Source organism: Stenotrophomonas nitritireducens (genome assembly GCF_001700965.1).
GTDB classification, from domain to species: domain Bacteria; phylum Pseudomonadota; class Gammaproteobacteria; order Xanthomonadales; family Xanthomonadaceae; genus Stenotrophomonas; species Stenotrophomonas nitritireducens_A.
In genome coordinates, this window is sequence record NZ_CP016756.1 from 3,719,651 (window position 1) to 3,736,950 (window position 17,300).

Below are 17,300 nucleotides of genomic sequence, written 5' to 3' on the forward strand. Positions count from 1 at the left end.
CTGTTTTTTTGCGTGCCCTTGCCAGGAGAGAACCCGATGTTGCCAGCCAATCGCAGTGCCAAACGCTGTTTGCCAGCCCCGCTATCGTTGGCTGTCGCCAGCGTGTTGTTCGCCGTCGCCGCACCTGCGTTCGCGCAGAGCAGCGCCGAGAAGGAAAAGGAAAAGGACAAGACCACCGAGCTGTCGCGCATCGAGGTCACCGGTTCCAACATCCGCCGTACCGATGTGGAAACCGCATCGCCGGTGCAGGTGATCAGCAAGCAGGACATCGTCAACATGGGCGCGCGCACCTTGCTGCAGGTGCTCGACAACCTGCCGGCAGCACGTCCGGGGCAGGTCGATTCCAAATCATTGTTCTCCGGCTCCGACGGCGCCTCGCAGGCCAATCTGCGTGGCCTGGGTGCACAGGGCACGCTGGTGCTGCTCAACGGTCGCCGCCTGTCGTACTACGGCGCACCGGCGGGCTTCCAGACCCAGTTCGTCAACATCGACTCCATCCCCGCTGCGGTCATCGAGCGCATGGAAGTGCTGACCGACGGCGCCTCGGCGGTGTACGGCACCGACGCGGTAGCTGGCGTCATCAACGTCATCACCAAGCGCAGCTACCAGGGGCTGGAAGTCAGCGGCACCTGGGACACCGCGCCGCGTTTTGAGTCCTTTGATGAAAAGCAGGCCAGCGTGACCGGCGGCTTCGGCGACATGGATGAGGACGGTTACAACGTCTACGGCAGCGTCAATCTTTACGAGCGTGCCGGCATCCCCAATCGCGAGTGGTACCTGAAGCATCCGAAGCAGTACTACGTAAATAACCCGGACTACATCAAGAACCTGCGGCTGGACACCGGCAGCGCACCGGGCGTGTTCAATCCCGGCTATTACTACGCCATTGATCCGGTCACCAAGGCGCGCGTGGACGAAGCCGCCCCGGGTTGCGAGAACGTGCTGCAGGTTGCCACCGGCACCCGCTGCATCTGGCAGGACTGGATGACCAGCCAGATCAATGGCGGCGCCGATTCAAAGCGCATGACGGCCTACCTCAACGGCCATTTCCGGGTCAACGATGCGACCGAGGCATTCGCCGAACTGACGTACACCGACATCGACCTGCGCGCCAACGGTGGCACGCCGCGCGCCTATGGCACCACCACTGGCAATCCGCAGAGCTGGTTCTCGCGCAACACCGGCAATACCGTCAACCAGTTCCTGACGCCCTGGTTGGGGCCGAACAACGAGTACAACCACGCCAGTCCTGAACTGAAAGCCTTGATGGGTGGCGTGGTTGGCCTGGGCTATCTGCTGCAGGATGTGGGCGGCAACCATTTCGGTCAGCGCAACACCGACAAGAGCTACCGCGCGGTCACCGGCCTGCGTGGCAATGTGGGTGATTGGAACTGGGAGACCGCGTTCGCTACTGCTGGCTCGCATTCGGTGACCTACCAGACCACCAACGTGAACCTGAAAGGCTTCGAGAAGGCCTTTGGCCCGTATACCGTCGATCCGGGCAGCGGCCGCGTCATCATCTCCGATCATCCCGCGTACAAGTTCGGTGAGATCAGCCAGGCCAATGCAGCGCTGATCCGTGAAGCCTTCCCGACGTTTGATATCGAGTCGTGGACGCGCCTGCATACCTTGGACGGCAAGATCGAAGGCCCGCTGTTCAACCTGCCGGCCGGTGAAGTGCGTGCGGCGTTCGGCTTCAATGCCACCCGCGAGACCTTCTACACGCCGGGCAACCCGGACGCTGCCAATGGCCTGATCACCCAGCAGGGTGGCTCGTGGTTCGACGGCAAGCGCAATACCTATGCGATCTTCGGCGAAGCCGTGGCACCGCTCACCGACAAGCTCGAGATGGACCTGGCACTGCGCCTGGACAAGTACCCCGGCTTCAGCACCAATGCCGCGCCCAAGATCGGCCTGAAGTACCAGGCGCTGCCGCAGCTGATGCTGCGTGGTACCTATTCGGAAGGTTTCCGCGCACCCAGCCTGGCCGAAGCCGGCAGCGGCGGCGTGTATGCGCAGATTGGTGGCTACCGCGACGAAACGCGATGTGCCGAAACCAATGCCATCGCCGGGCTGCTGCGCCAGTCCAACCGTGGCGTGGACAAGGACCTGGGCAACACCCTCTGGAACAGCGACTGTGCCCGCAACGTCGCGCGCATGACCCAACCCAACCAGGACCTGAAGCCGGAGAAGGCCAAGATCGCGACCCTGGGCTTCGTGCTGGAACCGACCGATTGGCTGTCGGTGTCGGCTGACTACTGGTTTGTCTATCGTCGTGACGAGATCGTCGCACCGGACTACAGCAAGGAAGAAGAGATCAGTGCGCAGACGCGCTTCCCGATCACCGAGACCGACCTTGCCAACCTGGCCGCGCTGGCCAGCATGTGCAGCGATCCGGCCAGCGGCGTCAGCTGTCCGTCGACCCTGCCGGGCTACAGTACCGGCAATGTGGCCAGCGTGATCGGCCAGTACCGCAACCGTGGCCGCACGCTGATCGATGGTTTCGATGTCGATGCGCGTGCGCGTTTTGACCTGGGTGAGTGGGGCCGCCTGACCACCGGCGTTGCCGCGACCATTGCCAACCGCAACATGTACAACTCCGACAACGGTGATGGCTGGTACTACGGCAACACCGTCGGCTACTACAACAACCCGCGCGTGCGTGCGACCTTCAACGCCAACTGGAACTACGGCAACTGGGATACCGGCTTCTACATCAACTATGTCGGCAAGACCAAGTGGGCCTACGACCGCATTGACCAGGAGGACAACAACGCTGAAACCTGTACCGGCAGCTACGTCAACGCCGGGCCGAAACAGTGCCACGGAGCGCCATCCTGGTGGACGGCAAACCTGAGTGTGAACTGGCAGGCGAACGAGCACCTCAGCGTGGGCGCAACGGTGAAGAACGTATTCAACCGCCTGCCGTTCTACGACCCGAACGACTGGATGAACTTCTCCGGCTATGCCAACAACTTCGGCCGCATCTACAGCGTCACCGCGACCTACAAGTTCTGAGCAGTACGCAGCATCGCTTCCCCCTCATGCATTGCATGAGGGGGAAGACAGTGACAACGTCAGCAAGGTCGTGGCATGCACGCCATCACCGGCAAGATCCATGAAAGAGGAAACACAATGAAGCGTAGGGAATTCATCATGGCCAGCGCGGCCCTCGCCGCCACCAGTCTGCTGCCGGAAACCCCGGCCTGGGCACGCGGCCGCACGATGCGGCTGGGCGTGATCGGCACCGGCATGCGTGGCCAGGTGCTGTTGAAGGAACTGGTACGCCGTGACGACGTGGAAGTGGTTGCCCTGTGCGACATCGAACCGATCATGCTCGGCCGTGCGATGGAGATGGTGGCCAAGGCCGGCAAGAAGGCGCCGCAGGCCTACGGTGCCGACCGCGACCAGAATGCCTGGAAGCGCCTGCTGGAGCAGCGTGGCTTGGACGGCGTGATCATCGCCACACCATGGGAGCTGCACGCACCGATGGCGATTGCCGCGATGCAGGCCAAGGTGGCGGTGGGCTGCGAAGTGGTCGCTGGCATCACCCTGCAGGACCACTGGGATGTACTCAATACCCAGCTCAGCACCGGTACCCCGTACATGCTGCTGGAGAATGTCTGCTATCGCCGCGACGTGATGGCGGCACTGCAGATGGTGCGGCAAGGCCTGTTCGGCGAATTGGTGCATCTGCAGGGCGGCTACCAGCACGACCTGCGCGGGGTGAAATTCAATTCCGGCGATCCGTCGCAGCCCTATGACAGCGGCGTGGAGTTTGGTGCCAAGGGTTGGTCGGAGGCGCGCTGGCGCACCGAGCATTCCGTGCAGCGCAATGGCGAGTTGTATCCCAGCCACGGCATCGGCCCGTGCGCGATGTATACCGGCATCAACCGCGGCAACCGCTTCACCCATATCAATGCGTTCGCCAGCAAGGCGCGCGGCCTGCACGACTACACCGTGGCCAAGAGCGGTGGCACCAGCCATCCGAGCACCAAGGTGAATTTCAAGCTGGGTGACATCGTCACCACCACGCTGGCCTGTGAGAACGGCGAAACCATCCTGCTGCAGCACGACACCTCGCTGCCGCGCCCGTACTCGATGGGCTTCCGCGTGCAGGGCACCAAGGGCCTGTGGATGGACGTCAACCACGGCATCCACATCGAAGGCCGTAGCCCGCCGCACCAGTGGGAAGAGTTCAAGACCTACCAGGACCAGTACGAGCACCCGCTGTGGAAGCAGCATGCTGATACCGCAGCAAGCGCCGGCCACGGTGGCATGGACTGGTTCGTGATCCATGCCTTCATTGAAGCCTTGAAGGCCAAGGCGTCAATGCCGATCGACATCTACGACGCCGTGACCTGGAGCGCGATCACTCCGCTGTCCGAGCAGTCGATTGCCAACAGCTTCCAGACCCTGGAGTTCCCGGACTTCACCAAGGGCCTGTGGCAGCAGCGCAAGCCGATCTTCGCCTTCGACGGCAGCTACTGATAAGAAGCACCTGTGCTGCCGAACCATGCTCGGCACTACAGATCCCGCTTTTGCTCAAAGCCCATCTCCCGTTCACGGGAGAGGGGTTGGGGTGAGGGCAGCTTCAGGGGCTTCACCGGCAATGCCCCTGCCGAGCATGGCTCGGCACTACAGATCCCGCTTTTGCTCAAAGCCCCTCTCCCGTTTACGGGAGAGGGGTTGGGGTGAGGGCAGCTTCTGGAGCTTCACTGGCAATGCCCCTGGCGAGCATGGCTCGGCACTAGAGATCCCGCTTTTGCTTAAAGCCCCTCTCCCGTTCACGAGAGAGGGGGTGGGGTGAGGGCAGCTTCAGGGGCTTCGCCAGCAATGCCTCTGTCGAGCATGGCTCGGCACTACACCCCCTCCCTTGCGCCGTAGGCGGAGGGGAGGGCTGGGGAGGGGTGGCTTTCAGGCCTTTCGCACAATGCCAGCTTCGCGGCTTACGCCGCTCCTACAACACCGGCAGCGCTCTCAGCGCCACGCTTTAGCGGTAAAGCCCACGCGCTACGCGCGATCAGCTGCCTCGCTTCGTTCCAGTTCCAGTTCCAGTTCCGGATCCGGATCGGCCACTGGCGAAGGTGGCGTGGCGGGCACTTCCGCCGGCGTGGCGTGCGCCTGCTTGCCGAGGATGCTGGCCTTGCGCCAGTTGCCCCAGCGGTAATAGCTCATGATCATCAGCATCGAGCAGAACGCGCTGACCGGGAAACTCCACCAGATCGCATCGGCACCAAACCGCGGCTGCAGCCACAGTGCGAATGGCACCCGGATGCCCCACATCGCCACCGCCAGGATCAGCAGTGGCGGCACCACCGCGCCGGTGGACCGGACCACGCCGGACACCACGAAGTTGACGCCAAAGAACAGGAACGACCATACCGCGATGTGATTCAGATGGCGGCCGATCTCCAGCGCTTCGCTGGCCGCCGGCAGGAACAGCGCCAGGGTGCTGCGATCAAACAGAATGATCGGTGCGATCAGCGCGCCGGTCAGCAGGAAGTTGAACAGCACGCCGGTGCGCGCGGTGGCATCTACCCGCTCCCAGCGGCCGGCACCGACGTTCTGGGCGGCCATCGTCGAACATGCCGCACCAATGGCCATCGCCGGCATCTGCACATACGTCCACAGCTGCATTGCCGCGCCGTAGGCCGATGCGGTTTCCACGCCGTAGCCATTGACCATGCTGATCATCATGATCATCGCCAGGGAGATCAGGATCATCTGCAGGCCCATCGGCACGCCCTTGATCACCAGCGCCTTGAGGATGACGGTGTCGATTTTCAGCAGGCCGATATCCTTGCGGCCCAGCCACAGCATGTGCCGCTTGTTGCGCAGGTAGAGCATCAGCCCGGCCAGCGCCAGCGCCTGCGAGAAGAACGTGGCCCAGGCCGCACCGGCGATACCCAGCTTCGGGAACGGCCCCAGGCCGAAGATCAGTACCGGATTGAACGCGATATCCAGCAATACCGACAGCAACAGGAAGCGGAACGGCGTGCGTGCATCGCCGGCACCACGCAGGGCGGCGGTGATGAAGGCGAATGCGTACAGCAGCGGCATCGCCAGGAAGATCACTTTCAGGTAGGCATCGGCCATCGGCAATGATTCGGCCGGTGTACCCATCGCAAGCAGCAAGCGGTGCGACAGGAACCAGCCCAGGACTGCAATCACCACCGACAGGCCGATGAAGAAGGTAGCACTGGTGCCCATCACCCGCCGCGCCTGCGGCAGGGCCTTGGCGCCGATCGACTGGCCGATCAGGATGGTGGCGGCCATGCCGATGCCGAACACCGAGCCGATCAGGAAAAACATGATGTTGTTAGCGTTGGCGGTGGCAGTCAGCGCTGCCTCGCCGAGGAACTTGCCGACCCAGACGGCATTGACCGAGCCGTTCAGCGACTGTGCGATGTTGCCCGCCAGAATAGGCAGGGCGAACATCAGCAGGCTGCGCCCGATCGGGCCTTCGGTGAGCGAGCGGGTTTGCTTGGCTTTCGACATGGACAACGTTGTCGGGATCTGGGCTGGCACACTAGCATTTTGCGGGTGAGGGCGGCGGTGGCAGGTATCACCGCCTGGATGGCAACCATGGAGTCAAGGCAACGCAATGAGTGGTGACGTCGTACCAGTGGCAAGCATCCGTCTTGATGTCTGGCTGTGGGCTGCGCGCTTTTTCAAGACCCGCAGCCTGGCCAAGCAGGCCGTCGACACCGGCAAGGTCGATGTGGAAGGGCAGCGCCCCAAATCCTCCCGTGCCATCCGCGTCGGTGACGCGCTGCGGGTGCAGCGTGGTGATGAGATTTTCGAGATCGCGGTAAGGGGGCTGAGTGACACCCGTGGCTCGGCGCCGGTGGCGCAGGCCTTGTATGAGGAAACCGCTGCGTCCAAACAGGCACGCGACGAGTTGCGCCTGCGCCGTGCCGCCGAACGCACCGGCTACCAGGCCCCGGAGCACCGCCCCGACAAGCGCGCCCGGCGCCTGATCCGCGCCCTGGGTGATCTGGACGCGCTCTGAGGACGCTCGGCAAGGGGCGGCACCAGGTAGTGCCGAGCCATGCTCGGCAGGAGCATTGCCGGTGAAGCCCGAGAAGCCGCCCTCACCCCAACCCCTCTCCCGTGAACGGGAGAGGGGCTTTAAGCAAAAGCGGGATCTGTAGTGCCGAGCCATGCTCGGCAGGGGCATTGCCGGTGAAGCCCCAGAAGCCGCCCTCACCCCAACCCCTCTCCCGTGAACGGGAGAGGGGCTTTAAGCAAAAGCGGGATCTGTAATGCCGAGCCATGCTTGGCAGGGGCATTGCCGGTGAAGCACCAGAAGCCGTCCTCACCCCGACCCCTCTCCCGTGAACGGGAGAGGGGCTTTAAGCAAAAGCGCGATCTGTAGTGCCGAAAGCAAAAGCGGGATATGTAGTGCCGAGCCATGCTCGGCAGGAGCATTACCGGTAAAGCCTCTGCCGAGCATGGCTCGGCACTACATATACAAAAACGCCACCTTGCGGTGGCGTTTTCATTCAAGCTTCCGCTGCTCAGCGCTTGCCGCTGCCCAGCAGGCCACTGCCCAGTTTGATCAGGTCGCTGACGCCGAACTGGCCGTCGCCGTCCTGGTCCAGCACGCTGCCCAGCAGGCCGCCGCCGATGCCGCCGGCCTGCGCAACCTGCTGCTTCTCCTGGCCCAGGACCTGCGCCAGGCCGTCCGGGTTGGCCGCTGCGCCGCCGCTGCTCATGCGCTGGGCGATATAGGCCATCACGATCGGGGCGAGGATCTTCAGCAACTGGCTGGAGGTGCTCGGGCTCAGACCGGTGGCCTGGGCCAGGCCGGTTTCGGCGCGGTCCTGGTTGCCACCGAAGATGTGGCCGAGGATGCCGGCGCCATTGGCAGCCGGGCTGTTGCCGCCGCCCATCACCGCACCCAGCACGCTGCCGATGTCCAGGCCGCTGTGGTTGTTCTGCAAGGCGCCGAACAGGGCTTCAGCGCCCTGCGGTTTGGCCGCGTTGTTGCCCAATGCGCCCATCAGCAGCGGCAGCGCGGCGCTGATCGCGGTCGAGGCCTGCTGGCTGTCGATGCCCAGCTGCTGCGAAACCTGCTGCAGCGGTGCGCCCTGCAGTTGGGAGAGAAGGTCGTCGGTCAGGCTCATCGGGTGGATCCTTGAAGGGTGGGTTGCCGACCGGCATGGTAACTCCCGCAAGGGGGCGTAAGTGAAGAGGCCAGTGGCGTGTTGGCTTGTGGGCGGAAACAACACCGCCCGCGCGTGGCGGGCGGTGCGTTATCAGCGTGGCGTCATCGGGCCGGGCTTACAGCTCGATGTCCTCGGCGCCCGGGGTGCCGGTCGGGAAGTCGCTGCCCGGATGCGGCGGCGGTGCGAACGGATCGGCGGGCGGGGCTGCGTCCGCCAGCTTCTTCAGCGCGGCGGCAATGCCGGCGCCATAGGCCGGGTCGGCCTTGTTGCAGTTGTCGATATGACGCTGCTTGATGAAGTCCGGCGCATCGCCCAAGGCACGGGCGGTGTTCTCGAACAAGCGCTGCTTCTGCTCGGCGTTATAGCTGCGGAACAGCGCACCGGGTTGGCTGAAGTAGTCATTGTCGTCTTCGCGGAAGTTCCAGAAGTCGGCATCGCCACGGATCTTCAAGGCCGGTTCGCGGTATTGCGGCTGCTCCTGCCATTGGCCATAGCTGTTGGGCTCGTAGTGCGGCAGGCCGCCGTAGTTGCCGTCCACGCGCATGGCGCCGTCGCGGTGGTTGCTGAAGACCGGGCAGCGGGCGGCGTTGACCGGAATCTGGTGGTGATTCACGCCCAGCCGGTAGCGCTGCGCGTCGGTATAGGCGAACAGGCGCGCCTGCAGCATCTTGTCCGGCGAGGGGCCGATGCCTGGCACCAGGTTGCTCGGTGCGAAGGCCGACTGCTCCACGTCCATGTACCAGTTGTCCGGATTGCGGTTGAGCTCGAATTCGCCCACCTCGATCAGCGGGTAATCGCTCTTGGGCCATACCTTGGTCAGGTCGAACGGATGGATACGGTAGGTTTCCGCTTCAAGCTCCGGCATCACCTGCACGAACAGCTTCCACTTCGGGAACTCGCCGCGCTCGATCGCCTGGAACAGATCGCGGCCATTGCTTTCGCGGTCCTTGCCAACCAGTACCTCGGCCTGTGCATCGGTCAGTGCCTGCACGCCCTGCTGGGTGACGAAATGGAACTTGACCCAGAAGCGCTCGCCGCCTTCATTGGTGAAGCTGTAGGTATGCGAGCCGAAGCCATTCATGTGACGGAAGCTGCGCGGAATGCCGCGGTCGCTCATCACCACGGTGACCTGCATCAGCGCTTCCGGCAGCAGGGTCCAGAAGTCCCAGTTGTTGCGAGCACTGCGCAGGTTGGTGTGCGGGTCGCGCTTGACCGCCTTGTTGAGGTCGCCGAACTTGCGCGGGTCACGCAGGAAGAACACCGGCGTGTTGTTGCCCACCAGGTCCCAGTTGCCTTCTTCGGTATAGAACTTCAGCGCGAAGCCGCGGATGTCGCGTTCGGCATCGGCCGCGCCGCGCTCACCGGCCACGGTGGTGAAGCGGGCGAACATCTCGGTCTGCTTGCCCACTGCCGAAAATATCTTGGCGCGGGTGTACTTGCTGATGTCATGGGTGACGGTAAAAGTGCCGAACGCGCCGGAGCCCTTGGCGTGCATGCGGCGTTCGGGAATGATCTCGCGGTTGAGGTTGGCCAGCTTCTCCAGCAGCCAGACGTCCTCCATCAGCAGCGGGCCACGCGGGCCGGCGGTCTTGCTGTTCTGGTTGTCCACCACCGGCGCACCGAAGGCGGTGGTCATTGGCGTCACCGGTGCGTCGCCATGCTTCTGCTTGGGTGTGGTGCTGGTGTCACGCTGGGATTGCGCAGCCTGCTCGGGCGAGGGGGCACTGTGGTACGGACAGGTCGGCTTGGTGTCGTTGCTCATGGCTGGCTCCTGCTGGCGTTGGGGAAGATCTCGTACCGACTTTAACCACCGGACCGTTAAATGAGTAATCAAATGATCCGCTCGTTGCCATAGGGCTTGTCTATCAGTCAGGATGCTTGGATCAGTTCTGCCTGTTTGTAGCGCGATGCCGGGTACGCTTTCCGACCGCATCGCTGCTGTACCCGCTTTCACCGGACCGTTCCATGAGCCAGCGCGCCACCCGTTTGCTACATCTGCTTGATCAATTGCGGCGCCGCCGCACGCCGGTGCGCGGTGCCGAACTGGCGCAACGGCTGGAGGTGAGCCTGCGCACGCTGTACCGGGACATCGATGCGCTGCGCGGGCAGGGCGCGGAGATCGTCGGCGACCCCGGCGTTGGCTTCCAGCTGCGGCCGGGCTTCCTGCTGCCGCCGATGATGTTCTCGGCCGAGGAGTTGGAAGCCCTGCTGCTGGGGGCGCGCTGGGTGGTATCGCATGCCGATCCGGAACTGGCGGCTGCGGCCGGCACGGCGCTGGACCGGCTCACCGGCGTATTGCCCGGGCCGCTGCGGCTGCAGGTGGAGACCAGCGGCTTGTTCGCCCCGCAATGGAAGCGCAGCGAACCCGAACCGTGGTTGCCAGCACTGCGGCGTGCGATCCGTGAAGGCAATGCGGTGCGCATCCAGTACTGCGACGCCGAAGGGCAGGCCAGCGAACGGGTGATCTGGCCGTTTGCGATGGCGTTCATGGCCGACATGCGGTTCCTCGCCGCTTGGTGCGAGATGCGTGGTGATTTCCGCCACTTCCGCGCTGACCGCATGCAGTCGCTGGAGGACACCGGCCGCCGCTATCCCGATCAGCGCCACAGCCTGCTCAAGCGCTGGAAGGCACTGCAGCTGCAGCACCGCAAGGCGTGACTGCTGACAGCCGCTGTCAGCAGACCCTGCGCACACTGCAGGCTCTTCCAACAAGGTGCCTGCCATGAGCAACACGCTGACGTTCTATACCCATCCTTACTCCCGCGCCCGTATCGCCCGCTGGATGCTGGAAGAAACCGGCCTGCCTTACGACGAAGTGGTGCTGGAGTACGGCAAGAGCATGAAGTCGCCCGAATACCTGGCGATCAATCCGATGGGCAAGGTGCCGGCACTGCGCCAAGGCGATGTGGTGCTGACCGAGAACGCGGCCATCTGCCTGCACCTGGCCGACCTCGTGCCGGACAAGGGCTTGCTGCCGCCGGTGGGCAGCGCCGAGCGCGGCCTGTGCTACCGCTGGATGTTCTTCGCCGCAGGGCCGGTGGAATCGTTCATCACCGCACGCCGCCACGGCGCACTGGCGCCGGCGATGGAAGCGGGCTACGGCAGCGAGGCCGACCTGATGCGCACCCTGATAGGTGCCGTGGAAGGCAGGAAGTATCTGGTCGGTGACAGCTTCACCGTGGCCGACCTGTACATGGTGGCCTTCCTCAGCTACTACATGCGGGTTGGCGAGCTGGAACCGCTGGCGGCGTTCGAGAACTACGTCGCGGCGCATCTGCAGCGCCCGGCGGCGGTACGCGGCAATGCCAAGGACGATGCGTTGATCCCGCAGGTAGGAGCGGCGTAAGCCGCGAAGCTGGGGGCAACCGAGCCGCGGAGAAAGTCGATTTCCAGTGCTCTTTCCGGCGTTTCCGGAAAGCAGCAAGCAACGCAAGTGTGGGAGCGGCGTAAGCCGCGAAGCTGGGAAGAAAGAAGCCGCCGAGGAAATCCCCTCTGACAATCTTTCCGGCATTTCCGGACAACAGCGTGCTTCGTGGAAGCGCTTCGACGGCCTTACATTGCTACTCCGTCGCCCTCTCCCCAACCCCCGCTACGCGCCCCGGCCCTTGCGCTGGCGCAAGGGCGTTCAACAGGGGCACGAACCGGTGGTTCGTAAACTCCCCTCTTTCACCCCGCAAGGGGAGAGGGGCTTAAGCAGGATCGTCAGCGCCCGACTAGATCAACGACTTCACCCGATACAACGCCTCCAAGGCCTGCTTCGGCGTCAACTCGTCCGGATCAATCGCCTGCAGCGCATCCAGCGCCGCCGAATTCGGCGAGGCGAACAAACCAAACTGCTGCGGAGCATCCAGCGCCTGCGGCGCCATGGCCGCGCTCTGGGTTTCACCACCACGCTGTTCCAGCTCGGCCAGACGGCGCCGTGCCTGGGCAACGGTGGATTTGGGCAGGCCGGCCAGCGCGGCCACCTGCAGGCCGAAGCTGCGGTTGGCCGGGCCATCCTTCACCGCATGCATGAACACCAGCGTGTCGCCGTGTTCCACCGCATCCAGATGCACATTGGCGATGCCGCTGGCGCCGCCTTCATGGCTTTCGTCGGCCAGCGCGGTCAGCTCGAAATAGTGGGTGGCGAACAGCGTGTAGCAGCGGTTCTGGTAGGCCAGGTGGCGTGCCACCGCGTCGGCCAGGGCAAGGCCGTCATAGGTCGAGGTGCCGCGGCCGATCTCGTCCATCAACACCAGCGAGTGGGCGGTGGCGTGGTGCAGGATGTAGCTGGTTTCGGCCATCTCCACCATGAAGGTGGATTGGCCCTTGGCCAGGTCATCGCCAGCGCCGATGCGGGTCAGGATGCGGTCGATCGGGCCGATCACCGCGCGGCTGGCCGGCACGAAGCTGCCGATATGGGCCAGCAGCACGATCAGCGCGTTCTGCCGCATATAGGTCGACTTACCGCCCATGTTCGGGCCGGTAATGACCAGCATGCGGCGGTCCGGATGCAGGTCCAGATCGTTGGGCTCGAATGGCGTGTCGCGCACGGCTTCGACCACCGGGTGACGGCCGCGTTCAATACGCAGGCAGGCGTCTTCCTGCAGTTCCGGCTGCGCCCAGTCCAGTGCCTGCGCGCGCTCGGCGAATGCGGCCAGCACGTCCAGCTCGCTCAATGCACCGGCGCAGCGCTTCAGCGGCTCCAGGTGCTCAGCGACGATATCGAGCAGGCCTTCGTACAACAGCTTCTCGCGGCTGAGCGAGCGCTCGCGGGCGGACAGCACCTTGTCCTCGAAGTTTTTCAACTCCTCGGTGATGTAGCGCTCGGCATTGGTCAGGGTCTGGCGGCGGGTGTAATGCACCGGTGCCTTGTCGGCCTGGCCCTTGCTGATTTCGATGTAATAGCCGTGCACACGGTTGTAGCCCACCTTCAAGGTGGCGATGCCGCTGGCCTGGCGCTCGCGCGCTTCCAGATCAATCAGGAACTGGTCGGCATGGGTGGACAGGCGGCGCAGTTCATCGAGCTCGGCGTCGTAGCCCTCGGCGATCACACCGCCATCGGACAGCTTCAACGGCGGCTGCTCGGCGATGGCGCTGGCCAGCAGCTGCGCGCTTTCATCGTGCGAGCCGAGTTCGGCGCGAAGCTGTTGCAGGCGCGGTGAATCCAGCGCATCCAACTGCGCGGTGATGGCTGGCAACAGACCCAGGCCATCGCGCAGGGTGGAAAAATCGCGCGGCCGCGCCGAGCGCAACGCCATGCGGGTGAGGATGCGTTCAATGTCGCCGAGCGCGCGGAAGCTGTCGCGCAGGTCGGCGTCGGTGCCGCGATCAATCAGCGTGGCAACCGCATGGTGGCGCTGCTGCAGCACGTTACGCAGGCGCAGCGGGCGGTGCAGCCAGCGCCGCAGCAGGCGCCCGCCCATCGGCGAGACGGTGCTGTCGAGCACGCCGAGCAAGGTGTTGCGGGTGTCGCCATCGACACGCGTATCCAGCTCCAGATGACGGCGGGTGGCCGCATTCATCGCGATTGCTTCGCCGGCGTTCTCCATCGAGATGGAGGTCAGGTGCGGCAGCCGCTGCTTCTGGGTTTCCTCGACGTAGCCCAGCAGGGCGCCGGCAGCGCCAGTGGCGCGCGGCTTGTCATCAATGCCGAAACCGCTGAGGTCATGCAGCTTGAAGAAGTTCAGCAGGTGGCGGCGGCCGCTGTCGGCATCGAACAGCCACGGTGCGCGACGGCGCACGCCATTGCGGTGGCGCAGGAACTCGGGCCAGTTCTCCTCGTCGGGGACCAGCAGCTCGGCTGGTTCAAGCCGGGCAAGTTCAGCTTCCAGGGCGTCGTCGCTATCGACTTCGTTGACCAGGAAGCGGCCGCCAGCCAGATCGGCCCAGGCCAGACCGTAACCGGCCTTGCCGCGCGACAGTGCCATCAGCAAGGTATCGCGGCGCTCGTCCAGCAGCGCCTCGTCGGTGACCGTACCGGGGGTTACCACGCGTACCACCTTGCGCTCGACCAGGCCCTTTGCCAGCGCCGGGTCGCCGATCTGCTCGCAGATCGCCACCGATTCACCGACCGCCACCAGCCGTGCCAGATAGCCCTCGAAGGCATGCACCGGCACACCGGCCATCGGAATCGGTGCGCCGCCGGAGCTGCCGCGCTGGGTCAGGGTGATGTCCAGCAGGCGCGCGGCCTTGCGTGCATCGTCATAGAACAGTTCGTAGAAATCGCCCATCCGGAAGAACAGCAGCAGGTCCGGGTACTCGGACTTGGCTGCGAAGAACTGCTTCATCAACGGGGTGTGTTCGGGCTTCTTCTCGATCACGCGCTGTCCACTTGGTCGGTTGGGCAGGGAACTGCCGCAAAGGCGACTATTGTAGGCGGTGTGCGGTGATAGGACGAACCCCGGGGATGTTGACCTGCTGCTGCCCGGGGCATGTGCAGCTCCGCTGCTGCACGCCTGCCGCAAAGAGGACGGAATCGCTCCGGGATGGGCGGCACGACAACCAGGCGATCAGGGCGGGCCGGCAGCCACGCCAGGGGGGCTTTCCCAGTCGAAAAGAGCAGGCCGTGGCGGTGATGGAGGCCCGCATCACAACGAAGGCGCATTGGTGGCGTGACCGCCGCCAACGAGAGGAGTGGCGCCTGCATTGCGATTTGGCCCCGCACGGGGTCAGGCTAGAAATTCAGGTTCAGCGTCACGCCCACGGTGCGGAAACTATCGGGTGACAGGTACTGCATGATCCCGCCGTCATTGATCACGCCGAGTGCGTAGAAGCTCCGGTAGTGCTTGTCGAAGAGATTTCGCGCATACACCGTCACGTCCCAGCGCCCATCCTCGGCGCCGATGCCAACGGAAAGATTGGCCAGACCATAACCCTTGCTCCTGGTTTTTGCCTGTGCAACGGCGTTGTAGAACCCACTTCTGTAGCTCCAGCCACCGCTCGCATTGAAGGCCAGGCCGTTGCTCAAAGAGTGATAGTAGACGCCGCTGAGCGAATAACTGTATTTGGACACAAACGTGGGTTCAAACCCGGACAGGTCACCCTGCAGGACGCCATCGACGATCTGGCACTTTGCCTCGCTGTCCCGGTTGCAGCGGCCGAAATAGTCAAGAAATTCCGCATCGGTGATCGCGCCATTGGCGATGAGGGTGAAGTCAGCGCTGGGCCGCCAATTGACCTCCATCTCCATGCCCTGCGTGCGCATCTTTCCGGCGTTTGCCATGGCAAAACCGTTGGTTTCCGCCACATACACCTGCGCCTGGAAATCTTTGAAGTCAGACCGGTAAAGGCTGGCATTCACGGTCAGGCTACGGTCAAGGAACTGCGACTTCATACCGAGTTCGTAGGCAGTGGATTTCTCCGGTTGGATCCGATACGACCCGGTGTTGGTCGGATCGATCGTCGGGCCCTTGTAACCGGTGGCCGCATTTGCGTACCACATCAGTGTAGGTGTCTGCTGGAACTGCACCGCGACTTTTCCAGAGACGTTTTCCCTGCTTATCTGCCCTGAAGAGGCGAGGACCGTGTTCAAGGGAAGAACCGGCTTGCCATCGATGAAAGGCACGCTGATCGGCGTCATGCCCGCAACCACCTTGTCGTGCGTGTAGCGCATGCCTGCACTGCCCGACCAGCGATCGCTCAGCGGATAACTTGCATTGGCGTAGAAGGCGTAGCTCTTGGTATCCGCGTCGACATGTTGCTTCGGGCCATTCAGGGAGAAATAGTTTCTCGGCTCACGCAATGCATAGTTGAACGCGCCGTAGGCGAAATATTCATACGTGCTTGCGACATTCACGTAGTACGCACCCAGCACGTAGTCCAGCCGCTCGTTGGCCGCATTGCCGGCAAGGCGGAACTCCTGGCTGATCTGATGGGCGCGGATGGTGGTCAGGTTGTTGTTCAGATAGTTGGCCGGCGTCTGGTCCACATCGTGGACCTGGTTCACCGTCGAGCCACGGTAGGCGGTTATCGATGTGAGCTGGGCGCCATTGGGAAGTTTGAGATCGGCCTTTCCGGAAAAGCCTGTAACCCCTTGGAACGCCTTTGCATCGGCATCGCCGTGGCTCACGAAATTGTCGCCTCCCACGTTGTCGAATCCAGCCAGTGCGGAGTTGTAGCCGGTGGTGAAACCCAGCGTATAGGGTACGGCTACCGCACGGGTGAGCAGTGTCTGGCGTTCGGCTGTCAGCAGCAGGTCCAGCGCTTCGCTTGCTGACCACAGCCACTTGCCGCGTATGCCGCCAGCGGTCTGGTCGCCGATGTTCCAGCGATGGAAAGAACTGGGTATCGCACCGTCCTGGTCCTTGTAGTAAGCCGAAAGACGTACGGCGGATGCATCGGTGAGCCCGAGGTTGGTGGAGATGCGCGCCACACGCTCGTTGCGCTCGCCCAGCGACAACGACAGTGAAGAACGGTTGTTGCCGATCTCGGGGTTGCGCGTGCTGATGTTGACCACACCGGCGGATGCGTTCTTGCCGAACAGGGTTCCCTGGGGACCACGCAGCACTTCGATATGCTCGATATCGCTGAAGCCGGCCACGCCGGGATCGCGGGGGATGCCGATGACGACATCATCTACCACGGTGCCAACGGTTTGTTCGGAGGCGACGCTGAACGCCTGGGTGCCTATGCCGCGCACCTGGAAGCCGCCGCCATTGGCGGTGCCCGCCGTGGCGGAAAAGGAAACGCCTGGTGCCAGATACTGCAGGTCGGAGATGCTGCTCATGTTGGTGCGATCAAGCTGCTCGGCGGTAACCACACTGATCGAGATGGGAGTGCGCTGCAGCGGCTTTACCTGGTGCGTGGACCTGACCATCACCGCATCCAGATTCTTGGTGGCTGGTGCTGCTTCGGTTGCCGGCTGCTGTGCCATTGCCGGCTGCACAGCGGCAATCGCTGAAAGCAGGGCCAATGACAGGCGACTGATACCGGTGATGGCTGCTGCATGCCGTTTGGTCGGGGCGAACGTTTCTTTCATGCACTTCTCTCCAGTCGTGATGGAACGGAACCGGCGTTGCCGGGGCTTTGTACGGCTGCTTTTCAGGCGTGCTGCCACGCGCTGGCAGTGCTGCTGGCGGCGCGCGCCGGCCTCGCGCGGTTTCATCCAGGCACGGCGTTGCCGGTTCGCGTTCCGCTCCGCGCGGA

10 protein-coding genes are annotated in these 17,300 nt (G+C 63.7%); 5 read left to right on the forward strand and 5 right to left on the reverse strand.

All coding sequences use genetic code 11. The annotated features are described in order from the left end of the window. Positions 1-36: 36 nt before the first annotated feature. Both BCV67_RS15860 and BCV67_RS15865 read left to right on the forward strand, forming a co-directional pair. The gene (locus tag BCV67_RS15860) at positions 37-3,018 is read left to right on the forward strand and encodes a TonB-dependent receptor domain-containing protein (protein ID WP_062168489.1); all 2,982 of its coding nucleotides are present in this window, start codon (positions 37-39) and stop codon (positions 3,016-3,018) included. Positions 3,019-3,135: 117 nt separating this feature from the next. Further along, positions 3,136-4,491, forward strand: a complete 1,356-nt coding sequence (locus BCV67_RS15865) for a Gfo/Idh/MocA family protein (protein ID WP_062168473.1) — start codon at positions 3,136-3,138, stop codon at positions 4,489-4,491. Positions 4,492-5,013: 522 nt separating this feature from the next. Here the strand turns inward: BCV67_RS15865 and BCV67_RS15870 are convergent. Beyond that, positions 5,014-6,501 carry an MATE family efflux transporter gene (locus BCV67_RS15870; RefSeq protein WP_062168472.1) on the reverse strand — a complete coding sequence of 496 codons (1,488 nt, stop codon included), beginning with the start codon at positions 6,499-6,501 and terminating at the stop codon, positions 5,014-5,016. Between the two features lie 106 nt (positions 6,502-6,607). On the opposite strand from BCV67_RS15870, the gene BCV67_RS15875 reads away from it, so the two are divergent. Continuing rightward, positions 6,608-7,015 (forward strand): RNA-binding S4 domain-containing protein, encoded by a 408-nt coding sequence (locus BCV67_RS15875; protein WP_062168470.1) that lies wholly within the window; start codon positions 6,608-6,610, stop codon positions 7,013-7,015. 508 nt (positions 7,016-7,523) lie between these two features. Here BCV67_RS15875 and BCV67_RS15880 read toward each other — a convergent pair. Together BCV67_RS15880 and BCV67_RS15885 are read right to left on the reverse strand one after the other, a co-directional pair. Further along, on the reverse strand, positions 7,524-8,132 hold the full coding sequence (locus BCV67_RS15880; protein WP_062168468.1) for a DUF937 domain-containing protein: 609 nt from the start codon (positions 8,130-8,132) through the stop codon (positions 7,524-7,526). A 157-nt stretch (positions 8,133-8,289) separates the two neighbouring features. Further along, positions 8,290-9,936 (reverse strand): catalase, encoded by a 1,647-nt coding sequence (locus BCV67_RS15885; protein ID WP_428999482.1) that lies wholly within the window; start codon positions 9,934-9,936, stop codon positions 8,290-8,292. Between the two features lie 203 nt (positions 9,937-10,139). Here BCV67_RS15885 and BCV67_RS15890 point away from each other — a divergent pair, with 203 nt between their 5' ends. Beyond that, positions 10,140-10,832: a helix-turn-helix transcriptional regulator gene (locus BCV67_RS15890; RefSeq protein WP_062168466.1), complete on the forward strand. Its 693-nt coding sequence runs from the start codon at positions 10,140-10,142 to the stop codon at positions 10,830-10,832. Positions 10,833-10,896: 64 nt separating this feature from the next. After that, positions 10,897-11,520 carry a glutathione S-transferase family protein gene (locus BCV67_RS15895; RefSeq protein ID WP_062168464.1) on the forward strand — a complete coding sequence of 208 codons (624 nt, stop codon included), beginning with the start codon at positions 10,897-10,899 and terminating at the stop codon, positions 11,518-11,520. A 367-nt stretch (positions 11,521-11,887) separates the two neighbouring features. Here the strand turns inward: BCV67_RS15895 and mutS are convergent, their stop codons facing one another. Then, complete coding sequence (mutS, locus tag BCV67_RS15900) at positions 11,888-14,443, reverse strand: DNA mismatch repair protein MutS (protein ID WP_062171647.1); 2,556 nt, start codon at positions 14,441-14,443, stop codon at positions 11,888-11,890. Positions 14,444-14,829: 386 nt separating this feature from the next. Beyond that, the gene (locus BCV67_RS15905) at positions 14,830-17,133 is read right to left on the reverse strand and encodes a TonB-dependent receptor (RefSeq protein WP_062168463.1); all 2,304 of its coding nucleotides are present in this window, start codon (positions 17,131-17,133) and stop codon (positions 14,830-14,832) included. Positions 17,134-17,300: the final 167 nt, after the last annotated feature.